Origin of the sequence: Fructobacillus cardui, assembly GCF_963580785.1 — a bacterium.
Taxonomy (GTDB): Bacteria; Bacillota; Bacilli; order Lactobacillales; family Lactobacillaceae; genus Fructobacillus; species Fructobacillus cardui.
This window is the reverse complement of the sequence record NZ_CAUZLS010000008.1, coordinates 1-17,432: the sequence shown is the minus strand read 5'-3', so window position 1 is coordinate 17,432 and position 17,432 is coordinate 1. Positions and strand designations below refer to the sequence as shown.

General features: G+C 42.3%; 20 protein-coding genes, 1 pseudogene and 1 other annotated feature. Of the genes and pseudogenes, 12 read left to right on the top strand and 9 right to left on the bottom strand.

Going from position 1 to position 17,432, the window contains the following annotated elements; all coding sequences use genetic code 11:
• Nucleotides 1–17: 17 nt before the first annotated feature.
• From epsC to AABI20_RS06950, 7 genes are all read left to right on the top strand, one after another.
• Complete coding sequence (gene epsC, locus AABI20_RS06980; RefSeq protein ID WP_338347278.1) at nucleotides 18–521, top strand: serine O-acetyltransferase EpsC; 504 nt, start codon at nucleotides 18–20, stop codon at nucleotides 519–521.
• Nucleotides 522–877: 356 nt separating this feature from the next.
• Nucleotides 878–1,663 carry a glutamate 5-kinase gene (gene proB, locus AABI20_RS06975; RefSeq protein ID WP_047974416.1) on the top strand — a complete coding sequence of 262 codons (786 nt, stop codon included), beginning with the start codon at nucleotides 878–880 and terminating at the stop codon, nucleotides 1,661–1,663.
• A 3-nt stretch (nucleotides 1,664–1,666) separates the two neighbouring features.
• Nucleotides 1,667–2,908, top strand: coding sequence for a glutamate-5-semialdehyde dehydrogenase (locus AABI20_RS06970; protein ID WP_047974415.1), 1,242 nt, complete (start codon nucleotides 1,667–1,669; stop codon nucleotides 2,906–2,908).
• A 111-nt stretch (nucleotides 2,909–3,019) separates the two neighbouring features.
• On the top strand, nucleotides 3,020–4,549 hold the full coding sequence (locus AABI20_RS06965; RefSeq protein ID WP_338347274.1) for a ClC family H(+)/Cl(-) exchange transporter: 1,530 nt from the start codon (nucleotides 3,020–3,022) through the stop codon (nucleotides 4,547–4,549).
• A gap of 86 nt (nucleotides 4,550–4,635) precedes the next feature.
• Complete coding sequence (rfbB, locus tag AABI20_RS06960) at nucleotides 4,636–5,646, top strand: dTDP-glucose 4,6-dehydratase (protein WP_338345604.1); 1,011 nt, start codon at nucleotides 4,636–4,638, stop codon at nucleotides 5,644–5,646.
• A gap of 3 nt (nucleotides 5,647–5,649) precedes the next feature.
• The gene (locus AABI20_RS06955) at nucleotides 5,650–6,099 is read left to right on the top strand and encodes a GNAT family N-acetyltransferase (RefSeq protein ID WP_047974412.1); all 450 of its coding nucleotides are present in this window, start codon (nucleotides 5,650–5,652) and stop codon (nucleotides 6,097–6,099) included.
• Nucleotides 6,100–6,625: 526 nt separating this feature from the next.
• Entirely contained in the window at nucleotides 6,626–9,268 is a 2,643-nt protein-coding gene (locus AABI20_RS06950; RefSeq protein ID WP_338347271.1) for a cation-translocating P-type ATPase, read from the top strand.
• 414 nt (nucleotides 9,269–9,682) lie between these two features.
• On the opposite strand, the gene AABI20_RS06945 is transcribed toward AABI20_RS06950, so the two are convergent.
• The 4 genes and pseudogenes from AABI20_RS06945 to AABI20_RS06930 form a co-directional block, all read right to left on the bottom strand.
• Nucleotides 9,683–9,970 (bottom strand): hypothetical protein, encoded by a 288-nt coding sequence (locus AABI20_RS06945; protein ID WP_053068905.1) that lies wholly within the window; start codon nucleotides 9,968–9,970, stop codon nucleotides 9,683–9,685.
• A 69-nt stretch (nucleotides 9,971–10,039) separates the two neighbouring features.
• Nucleotides 10,040–10,321 carry a metal-sulfur cluster assembly factor gene (locus AABI20_RS06940; RefSeq protein ID WP_047974409.1) on the bottom strand — a complete coding sequence of 94 codons (282 nt, stop codon included), beginning with the start codon at nucleotides 10,319–10,321 and terminating at the stop codon, nucleotides 10,040–10,042.
• Nucleotides 10,322–10,355: 34 nt separating this feature from the next.
• Nucleotides 10,356–10,861: pseudogene (locus AABI20_RS06935) on the bottom strand (hypothetical protein).
• 148 nt (nucleotides 10,862–11,009) lie between these two features.
• Nucleotides 11,010–11,216, bottom strand: coding sequence for a dihydroxy-acid dehydratase domain-containing protein (locus AABI20_RS06930; protein ID WP_255360181.1), 207 nt, complete (start codon nucleotides 11,214–11,216; stop codon nucleotides 11,010–11,012).
• Nucleotides 11,217–11,377: 161 nt separating this feature from the next.
• On the opposite strand from AABI20_RS06930, the gene AABI20_RS06925 reads away from it, so the two are divergent.
• From AABI20_RS06925 to AABI20_RS06915, 3 genes are all read left to right on the top strand, one after another.
• On the top strand, nucleotides 11,378–11,488 hold the full coding sequence (locus AABI20_RS06925) for a 3,4-dihydroxy-2-butanone-4-phosphate synthase (RefSeq protein ID WP_152666209.1): 111 nt from the start codon (nucleotides 11,378–11,380) through the stop codon (nucleotides 11,486–11,488).
• 202 nt (nucleotides 11,489–11,690) lie between these two features.
• Nucleotides 11,691–11,822, top strand: a complete 132-nt coding sequence (locus AABI20_RS06920) for a helix-turn-helix domain-containing protein (protein WP_288846484.1) — start codon at nucleotides 11,691–11,693, stop codon at nucleotides 11,820–11,822.
• A 99-nt stretch (nucleotides 11,823–11,921) separates the two neighbouring features.
• Nucleotides 11,922–12,209: a hypothetical protein gene (locus AABI20_RS06915; protein WP_152666208.1), complete on the top strand. Its 288-nt coding sequence runs from the start codon at nucleotides 11,922–11,924 to the stop codon at nucleotides 12,207–12,209.
• Between the two features lie 126 nt (nucleotides 12,210–12,335).
• Here AABI20_RS06915 and AABI20_RS06910 read toward each other — a convergent pair whose 3' ends face one another.
• Nucleotides 12,336–12,836 (bottom strand): prolyl-tRNA synthetase associated domain-containing protein, encoded by a 501-nt coding sequence (locus AABI20_RS06910; RefSeq protein WP_047974407.1) that lies wholly within the window; start codon nucleotides 12,834–12,836, stop codon nucleotides 12,336–12,338.
• A 184-nt stretch (nucleotides 12,837–13,020) separates the two neighbouring features.
• On the opposite strand from AABI20_RS06910, the gene AABI20_RS06905 reads away from it, so the two are divergent.
• Nucleotides 13,021–13,335, top strand: coding sequence for a SemiSWEET family transporter (locus AABI20_RS06905; protein WP_047974406.1), 315 nt, complete (start codon nucleotides 13,021–13,023; stop codon nucleotides 13,333–13,335).
• On the opposite strand, the gene AABI20_RS06900 is transcribed toward AABI20_RS06905, so the two are convergent.
• The 4 genes from AABI20_RS06900 to AABI20_RS06885 are packed head-to-tail and all read right to left on the bottom strand — an operon-like array spanning nucleotide 13,313 to nucleotide 15,958.
• On the bottom strand, nucleotides 13,313–14,680 hold the full coding sequence (locus tag AABI20_RS06900) for an FAD-binding oxidoreductase (RefSeq protein WP_338347269.1): 1,368 nt from the start codon (nucleotides 14,678–14,680) through the stop codon (nucleotides 13,313–13,315). The two genes, AABI20_RS06905 and AABI20_RS06900, sit on opposite strands and share 23 nt — an antisense overlap.
• On the bottom strand, nucleotides 14,664–14,852 hold the full coding sequence (locus AABI20_RS06895; RefSeq protein ID WP_338347268.1) for a hypothetical protein: 189 nt from the start codon (nucleotides 14,850–14,852) through the stop codon (nucleotides 14,664–14,666). Before AABI20_RS06895 ends, AABI20_RS06900 begins: the two co-directional genes overlap by 17 nt.
• Nucleotides 14,852–15,475, bottom strand: a complete 624-nt coding sequence (locus AABI20_RS06890) for an FAD:protein FMN transferase (RefSeq protein ID WP_338347266.1) — start codon at nucleotides 15,473–15,475, stop codon at nucleotides 14,852–14,854. Before AABI20_RS06890 ends, AABI20_RS06895 begins: the two co-directional genes overlap by 1 nt.
• A gap of 21 nt (nucleotides 15,476–15,496) precedes the next feature.
• Complete coding sequence (locus AABI20_RS06885; RefSeq protein WP_288846172.1) at nucleotides 15,497–15,958, bottom strand: FMN-binding protein; 462 nt, start codon at nucleotides 15,956–15,958, stop codon at nucleotides 15,497–15,499.
• Between the two features lie 210 nt (nucleotides 15,959–16,168).
• Nucleotides 16,169–16,412: a binding site (T-box leader), on the top strand.
• A 130-nt stretch (nucleotides 16,413–16,542) separates the two neighbouring features.
• On the opposite strand from AABI20_RS06885, the gene AABI20_RS06880 reads away from it, so the two are divergent.
• Nucleotides 16,543–17,385, top strand: a complete 843-nt coding sequence (locus tag AABI20_RS06880; RefSeq protein ID WP_338347263.1) for a MetQ/NlpA family ABC transporter substrate-binding protein — start codon at nucleotides 16,543–16,545, stop codon at nucleotides 17,383–17,385.
• Nucleotides 17,386–17,432: the final 47 nt, after the last annotated feature.

Below are 17,432 nucleotides of genomic sequence, written 5' to 3'. Positions count from 1 at the left end.
ATCAATAAGGAGAACTCATGTTTGACACTGCTGATGATTTTATTCGACGTGATCCTGCTTTACAGCACCGCTACCAAGTTTTGTTTTTCCATACTGGTTATAAGGCGGTCAGGGCTTATCGCAAAAGCCATTACCTCTGGACGCATGGCCACCCATTTTTGGCTCAGCTGCTTGCGACCCATAGTAAGAGAAAGACCGGGATTGATATTCATCCCGGCGCAACAATTGGTAAAAACTTGGTGATTGACCACGGTGTCAACGTTGTGATTGGTGAAGAAACCGTGATTGGTGACGACGTGACGATTTATCAGGGTGTCACATTAGGCGCTCGTTGCGCTGTGAAGGATGGCGTGCGGCGTCATCCAACCATTGGCGATCGAGTCTTAATCGGTGCTGGTGCCAAGGTAATTGGGAACATCCATATTGGTCAGGATAGCAAAGTCGGTGCTAATGCCGTTGTTTTGCAAGACATTCTTGCTGGTCAGACGGTTGTGGGTATTCCTGCCCGTTTGGTCAATTAATGAAAATCAGCTGGGTTCACTTTTTGAAAACCGACTAGCCACCTAGAACAGAAAATAGGCTTTCATAAGGGCTTGAGCATTTTTGGCGAATTTAGCTGTGTTGAGGATGCTGTTTTTGAATTGATTGAAACTAAATTATGCGTAGAAAAAAAGCAAAGTTAACTTTGCTTTTTTGTTGCTTTCAAATTACTTGCTTAGAATTTGATTTAGTTTATATTGATTACTAAAAAAATAATTCCTGTCGAAGCAAGCAGTGTTCCTCGTTATTCATTTAAAAACAATCGTAGCTTCTTTTTATCGCGCTACTATCCTGTTTTCTTGCTATAATAGAATAAACTCAATGAAGGAAAAAGTGCATGGCAGACTGGCAGAAAATTGTTGTAAAAGTTGGAACAAGTACCATTGTGGACCTGGATGGGCAAATCAAATACCCGGTTGTGAACCGTTTAGCTCAAACACTATCGACCTTGCAAAAGGAAGGTCACCAGGTGCTATTGGTGACTTCAGGTGCCATGGGAGTCGCTTTGAACCAGATGAATTTGCACCAGCGGCCAAAGGAAATTCCAAAGCAACAGGCGCTCGCTGCCATTGGGCAAGGGTATTTAATGTCTTTGTACCACCAAAGCTTTGCCTTCTATCAGCAGCAGGTTGGGCAGGTTCTTTTGACTTATGATGTCTTTAATAACCCAGTCATGCTAGAAAATACTACAAATGCTATTGAGACACTTTTTGACCAGGGTGTGATTCCGATTATTAACGAAAACGATGTGATTGCCGTTGACGAGTTGGATCACCAACACTCGTTTGGTGATAACGACCGCTTAGCCGCATTAGTTGCGAAGCAAATTCAAGCCGATGGCTTAATTATTTTGAGTGATGTTGATGCACTTTATACGTCTAACCCAAATATTGATCAAAATGCCCAGCCGATTCACCGAGTGGAAGAGATTACGGAAACAATTTGGCTTAGTGCAACGGGTTCAACGTCCGGTTTGGGCACTGGCGGCATGAGCACTAAGTTAGCGGCCGCTGATTTAACGATGAAATATGGTCAAAAAATGTCCTTGGTGAATGGAAATGACCCGGCCAATATCCTTGCAGTGATTGCGGGAGAAGAAATTGGGACACTTTTTGAGGAATAGACGATGACAACAGTTGAAAAAATTGGCCAACAGGCTAAAGAAGCAGCACAAGTTGTTGCGCAATTATCAATACAAGACCGCAACCAAATTTTATTGTCGATGGCTGAAGCCTTGCGGGAACAAAAGCCAGCTATTATGGCCGCAAACCAAACGGATTTAGCCAGTGCAACAGCGCTTTCTGGCCCAATGCGCAATCGCCTAACGCTTGATGATGGGACGATTGAGGGCATCGCTACTTCCTTGGCTGCCGTGGCGGATCTTGACGATTCATTGGCTGGCCCATATGAAAACTGGGAACACCCATCTGGATTCAAAATTATCAAGAAAACTGTTCCACTTGGAGTGGTAGCGATGGTCTATGAGGCCCGGCCAAATGTGACAGTGGACGCCGCTGCCTTGACGTTCAAATCAGGTAACGCCGTGATTTTACGTGGTGGTAAAGAAGCAATCCATTCCAATATTGCCTTGGCGCAGGTGCTCCGTTCCGTACTGACAGATCACCAATTGAATCCCAATATTATTCAATTGATCACCGATACCACACATGATTCCGTTAACGAATTGCTTCATCTGCGTCAATACGTGGACGTCTTAATTCCTCGTGGTTCTGGTAGCTTTATTGACTTTGTGGTGACGAATGCTACCGTACCAGTGATTGAAACTGGGGCAGGCAACACGCACATCTTTGTGGATGAAGATGCCGACCAGGATCAGGCAATCGAAGTGATTGTCAATACAAAAACGCAAAAGCCCGCTGTCTGCAACGCCGCCGAAAAGCTACTGATTCATGAAAAAATTGCTGCTGAATTCTTGCCGAAGGTGGCTTCGGCCTTAATTGAAGCCGGGGTTGAACTACGCGGCGACGACCAGGCTGTGGCTATTGATGGCCGTCTCTCATTAGCAACACCAATTGATTGGGATACGGAATACAATGACTTAATCATGGCGATTAAGGTGGTGACCGATAGCGATGCTGCCATTGATTGGATTAATGCGCATACGACTCACCATTCCGAGACTATGCTTGGGAAAAATCCACAGCATGTCGCTGATTTTATGAACCGAGTGGATGCAGCGGTGGTGTACCAAAATGTTTCGAGCCGCTTTACGGACGGCTTTGAATTTGGCTTTGGTGCCGAAATTGGGATCTCCACGCAAAAGTTGCACGCTCGTGGGCCAATGGGCTTGCCAGCGTTGACGACCATTAAGTATGAAGTTTTTGGCGATGGTCAAACGCGCCATTAAAATCGGCGAACAATCTAATTTCTTGTTAAATAGTTCAAAAAGTTATCAATCTTTTTGAACTATTTTTGTTTTTCGTTACGATTTTAGAATAAAAAGGTGTAAACTAAAAATATGCAAAAAAATACCTTTCATTTCAATACAAATCGATTAATGGTGATTATCAATGGGGCTCTGGTTGGTGTTTTGACCGGGATTGTGGTGTCCGTTTTTCGAATGAGCATTGAACACTCGCTTTCGTGGTGGCGTGATATGTATACGCACATTAAAAGCGGCCACTGGTTAATGCTTGTCCTCGTTGTTCTTATTAATTTAGTAATCGGCCTGATTGTCGCGATGTTAGTGAAAAAGGAACCCAATATCGCGGGTTCTGGGATTCCACAGGTTGAAGGGCAGTTGATGGATCAACTGCATTTAAATTATTTTTCGATTTTGTGGCGGAAATTTGTTGCCGGTATCTTAGCTATTGGTTCCGGCTTGATGTTGGGACGAGAAGGACCCTCGATTCAACTTGGTGCTGCCGTCGGGCAAGGAGTTGCTGAAACCATCAAGGTTGATCATAGTCAAAAAAAGTCACTGATTGCGGCAGGAGCGGCTTCGGGTTTGGCTGCCGCCTTTAATGCACCGTTAGCTGGTGTGATGTTCGTCTTGGAAGAAATCTACCATAGTTTTTCGCCGGTTATCTGGCTGGGGGCATTGGCCGGTTCTGTGATTGCCGATGCGATTTCCACAATTGTTTTCGGCCAGACGCCGGTTTTGGCGGTTGGACAATTACCACTCATTCCAGTCCACCTTTACGGCCTGCTCTTGATTTTGGGGCTCATTCTTGGTTTGCTGGGCTTTCTATACCAAAAAACGCTCTTGGCCAGCCAGAAGATTTATCAATGGACACACCTACCAAAATATCTGAACGGCCTGGTGCCACTGATGCTGGTTATTCCTTTAGGGCTTGTTTGGTCAAATGGCCTTGGTGGGGGCAATAATTTGGTCCTGGCACTTGGTCACCATGTTCCAGGTATCAAAATTTTATTGGCCATGGTGCTAGTTCGCTTTATCTTCTCGATGATTAGTTACGGATCGGGTCTTCCTGGGGGCATCTTTTTACCAATTTTGACGCTTGGTGCCTTAAATGGTGCTATCATTGGTCAGGTTTTTGTCATTTTGGGTTGGCTGTCTGCGTCTTATCTCATTGATTTCGTGGTTATTGGCATGGCTGCTTATTTTGCGGCTATCGGGAAAGCGCCTTTTACTGCCATCATCCTGATTATTGAGATGGTCGGTTCCGTAACCCATGTTTTGCCGTTGGCCGTTGTCAGCTTAGTTGCTTACCTAGTGGTCGACTTGTGCAACGGTGCACCAATCTATGAGTCCTTGCTGAACCGTCTTTTGCAAAATCAGGAAGAAGATGGTGGCCAACAGCTGATTACTTTGGAAGTGCCAGTTTTGGCCGGCACAGTCTTAGATGACCGTGAAATTCGCAATATTGACTGGCTCAGTCAAAGCTTAATTACGATGGTGAAGCGGGGAAACCAAAGCTTACTGCCAGCTGGAGATTTGATTTTGCGACCGGGAGATACCATCTATGTTCGAACGGCACAAGCCGAATCGAAAAAGATTCGGGCATCGCTTCTATTGAAAATGTAAGAATATTGAGAAGGGGCCAATTCAGTGCTTGCTGAGGAGGACCTTTTGTTATAATATTTTTTAAAATCAGCAAAGGAGAGAAGGCCATGCGCTATCAAAAAATACTCGTAACGGGAGGTGCTGGCTTCATTGGCGCTAACTTCGTTCGTTATCTGCTGGAGCACGATCAAAAAGTCGAAATCACAGTTTTAGATAAGTTAACTTACTCCGGAAACTTAGACAATATAACTGATTTATCAACTAAACGACTGCATGTAGTAGTTGGCGATATTTGTGACGCGCCACTGGTTGATCAGCTGGTTCAGACTGTCGATGTCGTGATGAACTTTGCGGCGGAAAGCCATAATGACAATTCATTAGCCAATCCAAGGCCATTTTTGGATACAAATATTATCGGTACCTATACGTTGCTGGAAGCAGTTCGTAAATACCGTGTCTTTTACCACCACGTTTCCACTGATGAAGTTTTTGGTGATTTACCGATTGATTCAACGGCGACTTTTCAAGAAGAGTCTCGTTATCAACCTTCGTCACCATATTCGGCAACAAAGGCAAGCTCTGACCACTTGGTTCGGGCGTGGGTCCGGTCTTTTGGTATTCAAGCCACAATTTCAAACTCGTCGAATAATTATGGCCCTTATCAATATGTTGAAAAGCTAATTCCACGGACAATTGCTACTGTCATGAGTGGTGAAAAACCCCAAATATTTGGTTCTGGGAAGCAGGTGCGTGATTGGTTGCACGTGACGGATCACGTTCGAGGTCTGTTAGCTATTTTGGAAAGGGGACAAAGTGGCCAAACATATCTGTTTTCGGCTAACTGTCAGTTGAGTAATTTAACAGTTGTGCAAAAAATCTTGCACCAGTTGGGTCAGAATTCGTCGAATATTTCGCATGTTGCTGATCGTCCCGGCCATGATCAGCGTTATGCCTTGGATGCTAGTAGCACGATGGCAGCCCTTGACTGGCACCCGGCCTTTAGTGATTTTGATGCTGGTTTAGAAGAAACCATTGCCTGGTACCAAAATCACCAGAATTGGTGGCAAAAAGCGCACACAATTGTCGAAGCTAAGTACCTTCAGGAAGGACGTCGGTGAAAAATGTCTGAAAAATTTTTTATTCGTGAGGCTACGCTGCTTGACTTGGCTGCCCTTCACATGCTCAATACAAATGAGTTGGGGTACGATTATCCAATTGAGAAGGCGAAAAATCAGTTATTGCAATTGCTGGAAGATCAACGCCACCATCTGCTGGCCGTTGCCGAAAACCCACAGCACAAGGTTTTAGGCTATCTTCATGCCGAAGTTTACCAGGAAATTTATGCTGATCCTGCGTTGAATATTTTGGCATTGGCGGTCAACCAGTCAGCGCAGGGGCAGGGAATTGGCACGGCTTTAATTGAGTGGTTAGAGGCGGCGGGCAAAAGCCGAAAAATTCGAATCATCAGGCTTAATTCTGGTGCAAATCGTCAAGATGCCCATGCTTTTTATCGTTATCTTGGCTTTGAAGAAGTGAAAACGCAAAAGAAATTTGTCTTCGTGAATGATTGATGGTCTATCCCTTAAAGGGAGACGGAATACTTGACAGATAAACACCTTCCAAAATTGGTATAGGCGTTTTTTAATAAATATTATTCTAATTTAAAGTATATAATCGCTGATTTAATAGTGTTTTTTTTATTAGAAAAAATTATTTTATTCTTTAAAACTTACAAAAATCGTTATAAGTATGCTAAAATAAAATTAGTCATACTTATTAGTTTAAGAATACTTTTATTCACTCTAATGGCGTCGTACTTTCATACATATCTGAATATTAATTTTGACAGTTAATTGTGCCAGTATTCCAATTAGCTAAAAACCTACATGTTAATCGCAAATGATTAGCCGAAAATGTTCGCTTTTTATCTATGAAGAGACACGATTTCAAAATTCGGGGACTTACACCACTTTATTGTCGGCGCCGAACTTTGAGTAGTATGCAACTGCCAACACGGTCACGCAAGAGAAGACGTGCCGTGGCCAGGAGACCATCTCTGGTGTGATACCTTCTCATGAACCATTGAAAGGAATACTCATGCAAGCATTCCAAAAAGGAGTTCAAGCAACACTCCAGACTCTTGGGACAAAACCGAACCAAGGGCTTTCGGAAAATCAGGTCGAGAAAAGCCGACAAGAACACGGAAAAAACGTTTTCGTTGCTGAAAAAAAGACGTCTTTAGCTAAGAAAATTTTGCTTAGTTTAAAGGATGTGGCAACTATCATTTTGCTGATTGCTGCCGGGATTTCCTTTGTCGCCACTTATTTGGAAGGAAGTAATAATTACTTCGAAAGTCTCTTGGTGATCGGGATTGTGGTCATCAACTCAGCATTGTCCATTTTCCAAGAAGGAAAGGCGGAGAACTCTTTAGCCGCCTTGAAGGATTTGAATAAGAGCCAGGTTAAGGTTCTGCGTGACGGTCAGCCGGAATTAATTGATTCGGATGACGTTGTCGTCGGTGATATTTTGCTCTTAGAAAACGGACGATCCATCGCCGCTGATGCGCGTTTAATTGAAGCTGTTGAATTGCAGACAGAAGAGTCTGCATTAACTGGCGAAAGTTTACCCGTTGAAAAAGATGCGGAGGCTACTTTTGAGGGAGACAAGGACGTCGACCTCGGTGAACGAGTAACGATGGTTTATCGTGGTACGACTGTTGTTAATGGTCATGGCCTTGCCATCGTCACGGCTGTGGGAATGGCAACCGAAATGGGTAAGATTGCCAGCCTGTTGAACAATGAAAATAGCACGCCTTTGACACCATTACAACGTCGTTTAGCTCAATTAGGTCGTAATATTTCTTATTTGGCCATTATCTCTGCTATTGTCGTTTTGACGTTAGGAATTGCCCAAGGAATGGATCTGAAGTACATCTTCTTAACAGCCATCTCCTTAGCCGTTGCCATTGTGCCAGAAACGCTGCCAGTGATCGTGACCATGACTCTAGCTCTTGGCGTTCAGCGAATCGCCAAGAAGCACGCTATTATTCGTCGATTACCAGCGGTTGAAACGCTGGGAACAACGAATGTCATCGCTTCGGATAAGACTGGAACTTTGACGCAAAATAAGATGACAGTTCGTCAAGTCTGGCAAGCGAGTCAAAATCAGTTATCAGCCACAGCGGATGGTATCACAGCTGAAGCCGAGGAAGTTTTGTCATTGGCAGCAATGTCAACGAACGTTGCAGTATCGGAAGATGAAGATGGTGAAACACGTTTTGATGGTTTGCCAACGGAAGTTGCTTTGGTACGGGCCATTGATCCTATTAAGAGTCGAGAAGAATTATTGGCTGAATATCCTGTAGTTGATCAGGTACCATTTAATTCAACAAAAAAGCGGATGACAACCGTTCATCAACGACCAGATGGTGGTTACATTGCCATCACTAAGGGAGCCTTTGATGTGTTGGCCCCAATGCTGGCAAACGGTGGTGTTGCTGAAGCCGAAAAGATTAACCAAAAGTTCGGTCGTCAGGCACTGCGTGTTTTGACTATTACAAAGCACGTCTTTGATCAAATGCCGGAAGAACCAACTCAGAAATTTTATGAAAGCAATTTAGAACTGGTCGGTTTGGTTGGTATTATTGATCCACCACGTCCGGAATCAGCAGCGGCCGTTGCTCAGGCAAGACAAGCCGGGGTTAAGACGGTGATGATTACCGGTGACCACGTTGAAACGGCGAGTGCAATCGCCCGTGAAATCGGCATTTTACAACCAGGCGACAAAACATTAACCGGTGCCGAATTGGCCCAATTATCCGATGCTGAATTGGATAAGAATGTTAAAGATTATAGTGTTTATGCTCGTGTAACACCAACGGACAAAATCAGAATTATCAAGTCATGGCAGCGACAAGATGCTACGATTGCCATGACGGGTGATGGTGTCAATGATGCACCGGCCTTGAAGGCAGCCAATGTTGGTATTTCTATGGGCCAAACCGGAACTGACGTTGCTCGTGGTGCTTCCGATATCGTTTTGACAGATGATAACTTTGCGACGATTATTAGTGCTATCGAAGAAGGACGAGGCGTTTATGTTAAGGTTCGTAAGACCATTAATTTCCTTTTGTCCGCTAACATCTCGGAATTAATTGCTATCATGATTGCCATGATTTTAGGCTGGGGTTCACCGTTACTCCCAATCCATCTACTTTTTATTAACCTTGTAGCCGATGGTTTGCCAGGATTCGCTTTGAGTCGTGAACCGATGTTAACAAATGTGATGGATAAGGCGCCGATGCCTAAAAATGCATCATTGTTTAGCCAGGGACTTGGCCGACAGATTGCCTTAAACGCATCGCTCTTTGCCCTGGTGACCTTAGGTGCCATTTGGTTTGGTCAAAATGTGGCCATGGGTGGTATCGCTACTTCAGAAGAAGTTGGTCAGACAATGGCCTTCGTGGTCTTGTCATTAACGTCGATTATTCACGTTTTCAATATCCGTTCTGAAAAGTCGCTCTTTTCAATTCGCTACGGTGCCAACCCATCGTTGGTGAACATGGCCATCTTAGCAACATTGATTACCATTGCCGTTTCGGTAATTCCGGGTGTTCAAGGACTCTTCGGCTTGGTTAGCTTATCAGCTAGCCATTGGTTGATGATTGTTCTCTTAACTGTTGTGCCGACAATTATCTTAGAAATCTTGAAGAAAATCAGTCCGAAGCTCTTTCAGGTTTAATGACTAATAACTTACTTGAGAGGTCAATGAGTATGCAAGCGAAGTCGAGACCCGAACGCCGAAAAAGAGGCTTCTCCATTAGCAGTATTTTCATTATTTTAGGTAGTTTTATTGGTATTGACCAAGTTGAAAAGATTTATCCCGCTATTCAGGATAATCTCTTCTTGAACTTTATCATCTTCGTTTCGATTTATTCAGGACTAAGTCTGGTCGTATGGATATTTCGTAAAGCAAAGCAGCACTTACTAAAATAAAATATTAATAGTAAAAAAGGCCCGTTGCTTAAGCAACGGGCCTTTTTCTATCCAATGAGTTTGATTTTTAATCATAAAAAGTCGGCTAAAATGCCGACTTTTTGTATTGCCATGAACGGAAGAGCTCTTAATAGTGCTTCCAAATGGAGGCTAAAACTGATCAAGAGATATTGTGCCAAACAGAGAAAATGACAGCTGAAATGGCGGAAGCAGGTTCGAAAAATGAAATTGCTAATGTAGACGCAAGGGCCGAATCTTGCATACCAATTTCAAACGTAATTGCCTTCTGTTGGGCACTGTCAATTTGTAATAGTCTGGCAAACAAAAAAACAAATAGATAGCCTAATAAATTATACAACATGATAATTGGAATTAAAGCAAGTGCACTAACGGCAAGAATTGTTTTTGAATTAGTAGACAATACGGCCAGAATAATCAAAACAGTCATCGCTTGCGAAACTAATCTTTTTTGTTAATAGACTCCTAAAACAAGTTTGGAATAGTCGCTCATCATGTTTTAATTCCAGGCGGGACTCCAGACGAGTTCGACGACGACTTCTTTTTCGACCTCAACGAGAATCATTAAGGCACGTTCAATCATGGTTTCTAAAACCTCTGTTAAGGGACAGCCCATTGTAGTTAATGTTAATCGAACAGTTACGCAATGATGATCATCCATCGATAATCCGTAAACTAAGGCAAGATTGATGATATCACATTTCAATTCAGGATCAATTACTTCTGAAAGAGCCTGGACCTGGACCATTCTGTTTTTAAGGTTTTCTGTTGCAGTTCTCATGAAAGGTACCTCATTTCTTTAACCGAAAAGTTCATCAGCTCCCTTTAAGAACAGCACCGGTATTTGCTGAAGTCACGAGACTTTGGTAGCGAGCAATCCAACCATGCTTGATTTTTAGCTTAAAAGGCTTTAATTGCGTTTTTCGCTCTGCTAATTCCGCGTCGCTAACATGTAAGTGGATTGATCGGTCAACTAAATCAATTGTAATTTGATCGCCATCATGAATTAAAGCGATTGGTCCTTGATCTGCTGCCTCTGGACTGACATGTCCAACTGAGATACCACGGGTTGCTCCGGAAAAACGGCCATCAATAATCAGGGCAACTTCTTTTCCTAGTCCCATCCTAGTTAGAGCAGATGTTGGTCCAAGCATTTCGGGCATGCCGGGTCCTTTCTTAGGTCCTTCATAACGGATAACGACTACGCGACCGGCAGGAATCTGACCGGCATCAATGGCCTTGACAGCGTCCTTTCCGAGTCGAACACAATGGCTTCTCCCGTAAACTGTTTGATACTGGCATCGACTCTACCAGCTTTGATGGCCGCGCCATCTGGTGCAAGGTTCCCGTAGAAAGAATGGAGATACCACCTTCTTTAGAATAAGGATTTATATCAAAGCGCCTGATAATTTCATCATTTAAAATTTCGTGGCCAGTCACGTTTTCTCGAATAGTTTTCCTAGTAAGGGTCATGCGATCAGGATGTAAGATATTCCCATGCGGACAAGTTCGTTCATGATTGCTGGGATACCACTTGCTTGATGAACATCTTCCATCGACCAGTTGGATGATGGCGCAATTTTGGCTAGATAAGGGACTTTTTTAGCAATTTTATTGATATTTTCTTGGTTATAGTCAATTCCTGCTTCATGAGCAATTGCTAAAACATGAAGCACGGTATTGTTGAACCACCCATGGCCATATCAAGCGCTTCTTTGGTAATCAAATTTTTTGGCTTCACGTTTTCTTTGACTAAGCGCATTAGTTGTTTAGCACTTTCGCGAATCAGGTTACACATTCCCATTTGTGGCCAAGTCTGGAGGTGTCTTGGAGCGTAATGGTCAATACCGAAGCGGGTGTTGATTTGGCCAAATTAGCTGGAACAGCACCGGTAGCGACAATCATCGAGATTCTTTTACTAGATGGTCATATGGGCTCGTCAGGCTGATTTAGTTCAGTTAGCCAAAAATGGCAATTACCAATGATTTCAATTGCTGATTTGCAAGTGTACTTACTAGAGCGAGCTGAATTAAAAGTGATTGCTGAATAAAAAGTGAAATTAAGAACGTAAAAAGGGGTCGAGGACCATGTCGAAAGATGTCTTTGCAGAGGTTCAACATTTAGGCGCCATGATTCGCGAATGACGTGAAATTCGTGGCATGTCTGCCAATGACTTAGCCGAAGCAACGGGTTTATCGACGAGTGTGATTTTAAATTTTGAACGTGGCCAAACAGATATCCATTTGAGTACCGCTATCAATTATTGCGTTATATGGGCTTAACATTGGCAGAAAGCCAACGTTTTTGATGGTTTTGCCATTATTGATTGGGCTGAAAAAGCGTACCGGTTTGTTGATACTCAACGGGTTTTGAAACGAATCATGGTTCGTTTAGCACAAAAAGAACATCTACTCTGTCATGAGCAAGTTTTGGAAACGATTATTATGCTGCGACTTGTTCAACCGGTGCGTGCGGATGAAGAATTGTTTAGCTATTTTGAGGATATCGAAACGTTTCTCAGTTTCGACGCTTACCTAGCTCTTCTTTCCAGACCTTATTTAACTGCTTGGCTTGTCCAACATATTGGTCAAAAATTAGGCACGTGCAGTTCACAGCAAGTACCAATTGTACAAATTGCCCAGGAGCAATACCATCAAATTGTTTCTTAAAAAGAGAATGAGATACTAAAAAGCTGTAGCACTGATATGAACTTTGAGATTTGGACCAACAAATTTCGGGGTTCATATTTACTTACAGAAACAGTGTTGCGGCTTTTTAAGTGGATTATGATGATATTATTCTCGTTCGGGAATAGGGACAGTCGTAAATTCATTCCCATGTTCTTGAATCATTTCGAGCAGATCAGGAGTTTTTAACCAGACCGTTGCCGTGTTTTCATTTGGGTGAATCCCGATTAGTCCGGGTTCTTTTAAAAATTCTTCATCAAGGAAAAAATTGACCTGGCGGTCTTCATCGTTTAATAGACCAAAGGGGGAAACTGAGCCAGGAATTAAGTCCATTAATCTTAGCAAGTCTTCTTCTGAAGCAAACGATAGTGGGCGAGTCTGGTTATCCTTGCGGAAGGCCTTCAAATCAACTCTTTTATCGCCTTTAACGGTAATCAGATAATAATTTCGTTTCTTATCATCACGGACAAAAAGATTTTTTGCATCGGCATCTGGGTATGGTAAATCAACATCCACAATGCTATCCATACTAAATAAGGCCTGGTGCTCTGTAATTTCGTGCCAAATGTTTTTTTGCTTTAAATACTGAAAGACTTCATTTTTATTCATGTTTTTACCTCGGCTATTAATATAAGTCACATTATATCATTAGCTGGAATTACTTAATCATAGCAATTATTTGAATAGTAGCTAGCAATATTGCATAAAAAGTGCAGATGTTTCGTTTTTACTCGCTATATGAAATAAAAACAGCTATAATTTTAGGTATGAACAACGGAGAAAGGAAATTTTTATGAGAATTGATACTTCAGAATATCCAACAGGTGAGAATGCTATACCCGAAAAACGAGTTAAACGGCTGAAGTTACTCAGCAAGGCTGCTACGTTCACCTGTATTGCGATGTATGTTTCTTATATCCCGCAAATTATTAGCAATTTTTCAGGGCATCCAGTCGGTGTTTTACAGCCACTCGTAGCGATGATTAACGCATCGTTCTGGGCTGGCTATGGCTGGACTAAAACGTATAAAGATTGGCCAATTATTATTTCGAACGTCCCAGGGATTTTGTTTGGCTTGTTCACAGTCATAACGATTTATATCCATTAATATCAATATCAACATAAAAAAGCTCGGTCATATTGACCGGGCTTTTCTTTATTACCAGGTAAATTCTTCGGCGTACATTTGCCCATTTCGAATACCATTTTTTCTTCAAGGTCCGTTTCCAATAGCGAATCATTGGAGCCGGTCCAGAAATGAGAAAGATGGTGTTATTTGGTAAGTCATGCAATTGATGGTTCAAAACATCGGCTTCGGAATAGCGACCAACCTGATAATGTAAATTAAAGTTGTCACGTTGGTGCCAATCCTTTAGCTGATTTAAATAGATTAAATCATGGTCATAATGGGCGGAATAAAACAATGAAATGTGACGTTCTGGAGAACCTTCCACGATTGAAAGCAATGGTGTTACACCAATACCACCAGCAATCATGACAATGTGATGGTCTTGGTCATTATCTTCCAGGAAAGAATGATAACGGCCGTAACCACCACTTAATTTAACTGCGACGCCTGGTTTAATTTCAGAAAGGAGTTTCGTGAAGTCACCATCGCCGCGGATGTCCAATTTAATGTGCTGGCTGTCGTCACTAGGTGGATTGACGATTGAAAACGGATGGTATTCTTTCAGGCCTTTTAAATCAGGAAAGGAGATAAAGGCGAAATCGCCCATTCGCAAATTTAATTGATAATGTTTTTGAGGCGTAATCGTTAACTCCTGAACATTTGGCGCTAGTACCTCGTTAGTCATCACGGTTCCTCTGGTATCACCTAATTGACTCCGAACTTTACTCATCACGTAGCTGATAAAGACAATGCTACTGTAGGCATAAAAGACGAACATGAAAGGATGAATAGCGGTCACATAGCTAATTAATTGGACGTGGATAAATACTAAGAGGGTAGCAATCAGGTTTAGACGATGCAACCAGACAGATAATTCATGTTTGAAAACGGTCTCTAGCATTCTTTTTAACTTAGCTAGAAAGGGAATCCGGCTAGTGAACCAGCCAGCCATAAAGATCATCGAATAGACCATGATGCCAGTAAATAGATAAATGGCCCAATCGCCGGTAGTTCTTATCCAGCCATCAGAAGGGTTACCAAATTTATGCAAATAGGCCAAACCGATAGCAAGAATACTGATGATGCCATGAATCATATACATATCAGGCAAGCCAATCAGTCGATCCAACCAATGGGGTTTCGTGGCTAAATAAATTGACGTGAGCATCCAAGCATAGGCAATGGCACCTAAATAAATTGCTTGGGATTGGCTGGAATAAATTGCTGGCAATCCAGCTGATAGTGTCTGGAGTAGTGGTAATGGAATGACAAAGAAGATTACCAACCAAGTCAGCCCTAGACTAAAGTTATATCGTTTGAGCATGATGAACCTGACCTTTCTCAAAACTGATTTCACCAATTTTGGCATCAATGAGCACGCCCGTCAATTGATGTTTCTTAATTAGTTCTAAAAATCGTTTGGTTCCGGCAGCCATTCCTGCGGTTGCCCAGGTATCGGCAATCGTTAATGAGTAATCAACAATTGTGACCTGCATCAATGAGCACGCCCGTCAATTGCAACCCGTTTAATGTGTTCGCCACGTTTATTAACCCCGGAGGTAGCAAGTGCAGCATTGGTTAACGGGTACTTGCCAATCAAGTAACCTGGTTGACGTGGGTCTTCAATGCCCGTCATCCAGGTTAGTTCACTGTCATTTGCAACAGCTGCTTGAATGTCGCCGCCACCATTTAAAGCGACTCCTGCAACCAAGGAATCTGTCAGTAAGGGCCGTAACCGTTGATTAAATATTTTTTCGATTGCCCAGCCCTTGACGATGCCGGTTGGGTCATATTGGCCTTTGAAGAATGGATCAAAAAATCCTTCGGTTACCTGATTAGCTTGGTCAGCCATTAAGAAGACCTCTTGAAAATCAGTTGAATCTAACATCACTTCTCGCTCGCCATCTGCATATCTGGATACTAACGAATCCGGTTTGAATGGTGAAAAAACAGCGTTAACCTGGTCTAAATCAGCAGCAATCTTTTGACATTGTTGTTGAAAACGCTCTTGAAGGGCAGGCCGTTCTTCGAACACAGCTGCGCTAATTGTAAATGGAATGTTCATTTTCCCAATAACGTTTGTTAAAAAATGGAATTGTGCATTAGTCTTTTTAGTCAATACCAGTCCTCCTGGATAATGTTAAACCGCTTTGTTTAAAGCATCTTGAAGTGAATTCGTGAATCCTGTGTAAGTTTCGGTAGCACCAGATACTTGTTGTATATTAGCACTTTGGGCCTTAATGGCCTCCGATTGGTAAGTAGGCAATGATTGACTGTTAATGCTTTCTGATTTGGATTCTTTGTCAGGATACTTCAAAATTTTGATATTCGTGATTTTACCGTTTGAAATCACGACACTAACCTGCATGGTACCATGAGGGGTAGTAACCGTTTTACTAGTAAACGTTCCGTCTTTGTATTGTCCATTCGTCGTTTGATTGCTGCTAGTGCTGCTGGACGATTCGGTGCTTGTACTAGACTGATTGCTATTTGAACTAGTCTGAGAATGCCGTTGATGGCCCTTGAAGAAGACAATGTAACCGTCGATCACGCTGGCAATCGCTACGGCGATTGCCACGGCAACTCCAATAATTTTTTTCATAATTCATAAACCACCTTATCGTAACTTCTTATTCTTTAATATATAACTGTTCAGCTTTAAATTAAAATAAAAAACACAAATTGTAGTTAGAGTCCTTCAGCAGGTACTACATCAATTAAAATTGTAACTGGGAGAAATGCTTATTCATTTAAATTTAACTATTTTTTCATATTTTGTTGACAAATACTAATTTGATTGCTAAACTGCAATTAATAAACATCGACAGGAAAAGTAAAGGGTCGAGATTGCACAGCGAATCAACGGTGGTGGGAGTTGATGAATTAAAACCCTTGAAAATGGTCCTTGAGTTTAAGTGACGGTGAGCTATTGGTTAGCCGGAACCGGGTGCGCCCGTTATTGCGTTAGGTTATCTCTTTTTGACGTACCTGTCGAGTAACTAGTAGTGATGCTAGTTAAAATCAGGGTGGTAACACGACTTTAATTCGTCCCGTAGTCTTTTGACTACGGGACTTTTTTATTTGAAAAGGAGTTGATTAGGTAGCGGGGAATTGCATTGCCAAAAGAGTTTATTAAAAAATTGTTCGATTTTAATTGCAACAAATAGGGGAAAAGGGAAGAGAAGAATGAACAACAAAATAGTAACAGGTATTATTGCAGCGATTGCTTTGATTGTCGTTGGTTATTTTAGCTTTTTTCAGCATAGCGCTCAGAGCAAAACGGAAACGTTGACTGTCGGTATTATGGCTGGTGACAAAAAAACGGATGAGCAATGGAAGCTGATTAAGGCAAATGCCAAAAAGGAAGGTCTGGACCTTAAAATTAAGACCTTTACCGACTATAACCAGCCAAACGCGGCGCTGTCTTCGGGAGATATTGACGCCAACGCCTTCCAGCACTATATCTTTTTGAACGATTGGAACAAGGCACATAAGACAAATATTGTTCCTGTTGGTGAAACCATCATGGTTGCCGGTCGTTTGTATTCTGATAAGCACAAGAGCATTAAAGACATTCCACAAAATGGAACGGTTGCCATTTCAAATTCGAAGATTACACAAGGTCGAACATTGCTGTTACTACAAGCAGCTGGCTTGATTAAGGTGTCTGACAAGGTTTCTGATCCAACTTTGAAGGATATTACAGAAAACAAGAAGAACTTGCAATTTAAGGAAGTTGGTACTGACCAGCTAGTCCGTGTATTGCCTGAAGTTGATTTGGCTTCTGTTGATCCAAGCTTTATTGTTGGTGCTGGCCGTTCAATCAATTCGGCCATTTATGTGCGTCCGCTTGATAAGAGCCAACATGGTGCTGTGAATATTATTGCCACGACGAAGAGCAAGAAGAATAGTTCAGCAATTAAGAAGCTAGTAAAGGCTTACCAGTCAAAGAACGTTGCTGATTTCATCGATTACAAGAGTGGTACTGGTGAGGTTGCTGTTTGGAAGGGTGCACCCACAGTTAAGTAATTCACTTTCAAATAAAAAAGACATTCAGAAGATGAATGTCTTTTTCT

What these genes read in the sequence shown, in the direction of transcription:
- AABI20_RS06945 (WP_053068905.1), bottom strand. Translation starts at nt 9,970, where the DNA reads ATGACTGTTTTGATTATTCTGGCCGTATTGTCTACTAATTCAAAAACA.
- AABI20_RS06970 (WP_047974415.1), top strand. Translation starts at nt 1,667, where the DNA reads ATGACAACAGTTGAAAAAATTGGCCAACAGGCTAAAGAAGCAGCACAA.
- AABI20_RS06910 (WP_047974407.1), bottom strand. Translation starts at nt 12,836, where the DNA reads ATGAATAAAAATGAAGTCTTTCAGTATTTAAAGCAAAAAAACATTTGG.
- proB (WP_047974416.1), top strand. Translation starts at nt 878, where the DNA reads ATGGCAGACTGGCAGAAAATTGTTGTAAAAGTTGGAACAAGTACCATT.
- AABI20_RS06905 (WP_047974406.1), top strand. Translation starts at nt 13,021, where the DNA reads ATGAGAATTGATACTTCAGAATATCCAACAGGTGAGAATGCTATACCC.
- AABI20_RS06940 (WP_047974409.1), bottom strand. Translation starts at nt 10,321, where the DNA reads ATGAGAACTGCAACAGAAAACCTTAAAAACAGAATGGTCCAGGTCCAG.
- AABI20_RS06880 (WP_338347263.1), top strand. Translation starts at nt 16,543, where the DNA reads ATGAACAACAAAATAGTAACAGGTATTATTGCAGCGATTGCTTTGATT.
- AABI20_RS06900 (WP_338347269.1), bottom strand. Translation starts at nt 14,680, where the DNA reads ATGCTCAAACGATATAACTTTAGTCTAGGGCTGACTTGGTTGGTAATC.
- AABI20_RS06955 (WP_047974412.1), top strand. Translation starts at nt 5,650, where the DNA reads ATGTCTGAAAAATTTTTTATTCGTGAGGCTACGCTGCTTGACTTGGCT.
- AABI20_RS06895 (WP_338347268.1), bottom strand. Translation starts at nt 14,852, where the DNA reads ATGCAGGTCACAATTGTTGATTACTCATTAACGATTGCCGATACCTGG.
- AABI20_RS06915 (WP_152666208.1), top strand. Translation starts at nt 11,922, where the DNA reads ATGGTTCGTTTAGCACAAAAAGAACATCTACTCTGTCATGAGCAAGTT.
- AABI20_RS06925 (WP_152666209.1), top strand. Translation starts at nt 11,378, where the DNA reads ATGGTCAATACCGAAGCGGGTGTTGATTTGGCCAAATTAGCTGGAACA.
- AABI20_RS06885 (WP_288846172.1), bottom strand. Translation starts at nt 15,958, where the DNA reads ATGAAAAAAATTATTGGAGTTGCCGTGGCAATCGCCGTAGCGATTGCC.
- rfbB (WP_338345604.1), top strand. Translation starts at nt 4,636, where the DNA reads ATGCGCTATCAAAAAATACTCGTAACGGGAGGTGCTGGCTTCATTGGC.
- AABI20_RS06965 (WP_338347274.1), top strand. Translation starts at nt 3,020, where the DNA reads ATGCAAAAAAATACCTTTCATTTCAATACAAATCGATTAATGGTGATT.
- AABI20_RS06950 (WP_338347271.1), top strand. Translation starts at nt 6,626, where the DNA reads ATGCAAGCATTCCAAAAAGGAGTTCAAGCAACACTCCAGACTCTTGGG.
- epsC (WP_338347278.1), top strand. Translation starts at nt 18, where the DNA reads ATGTTTGACACTGCTGATGATTTTATTCGACGTGATCCTGCTTTACAG.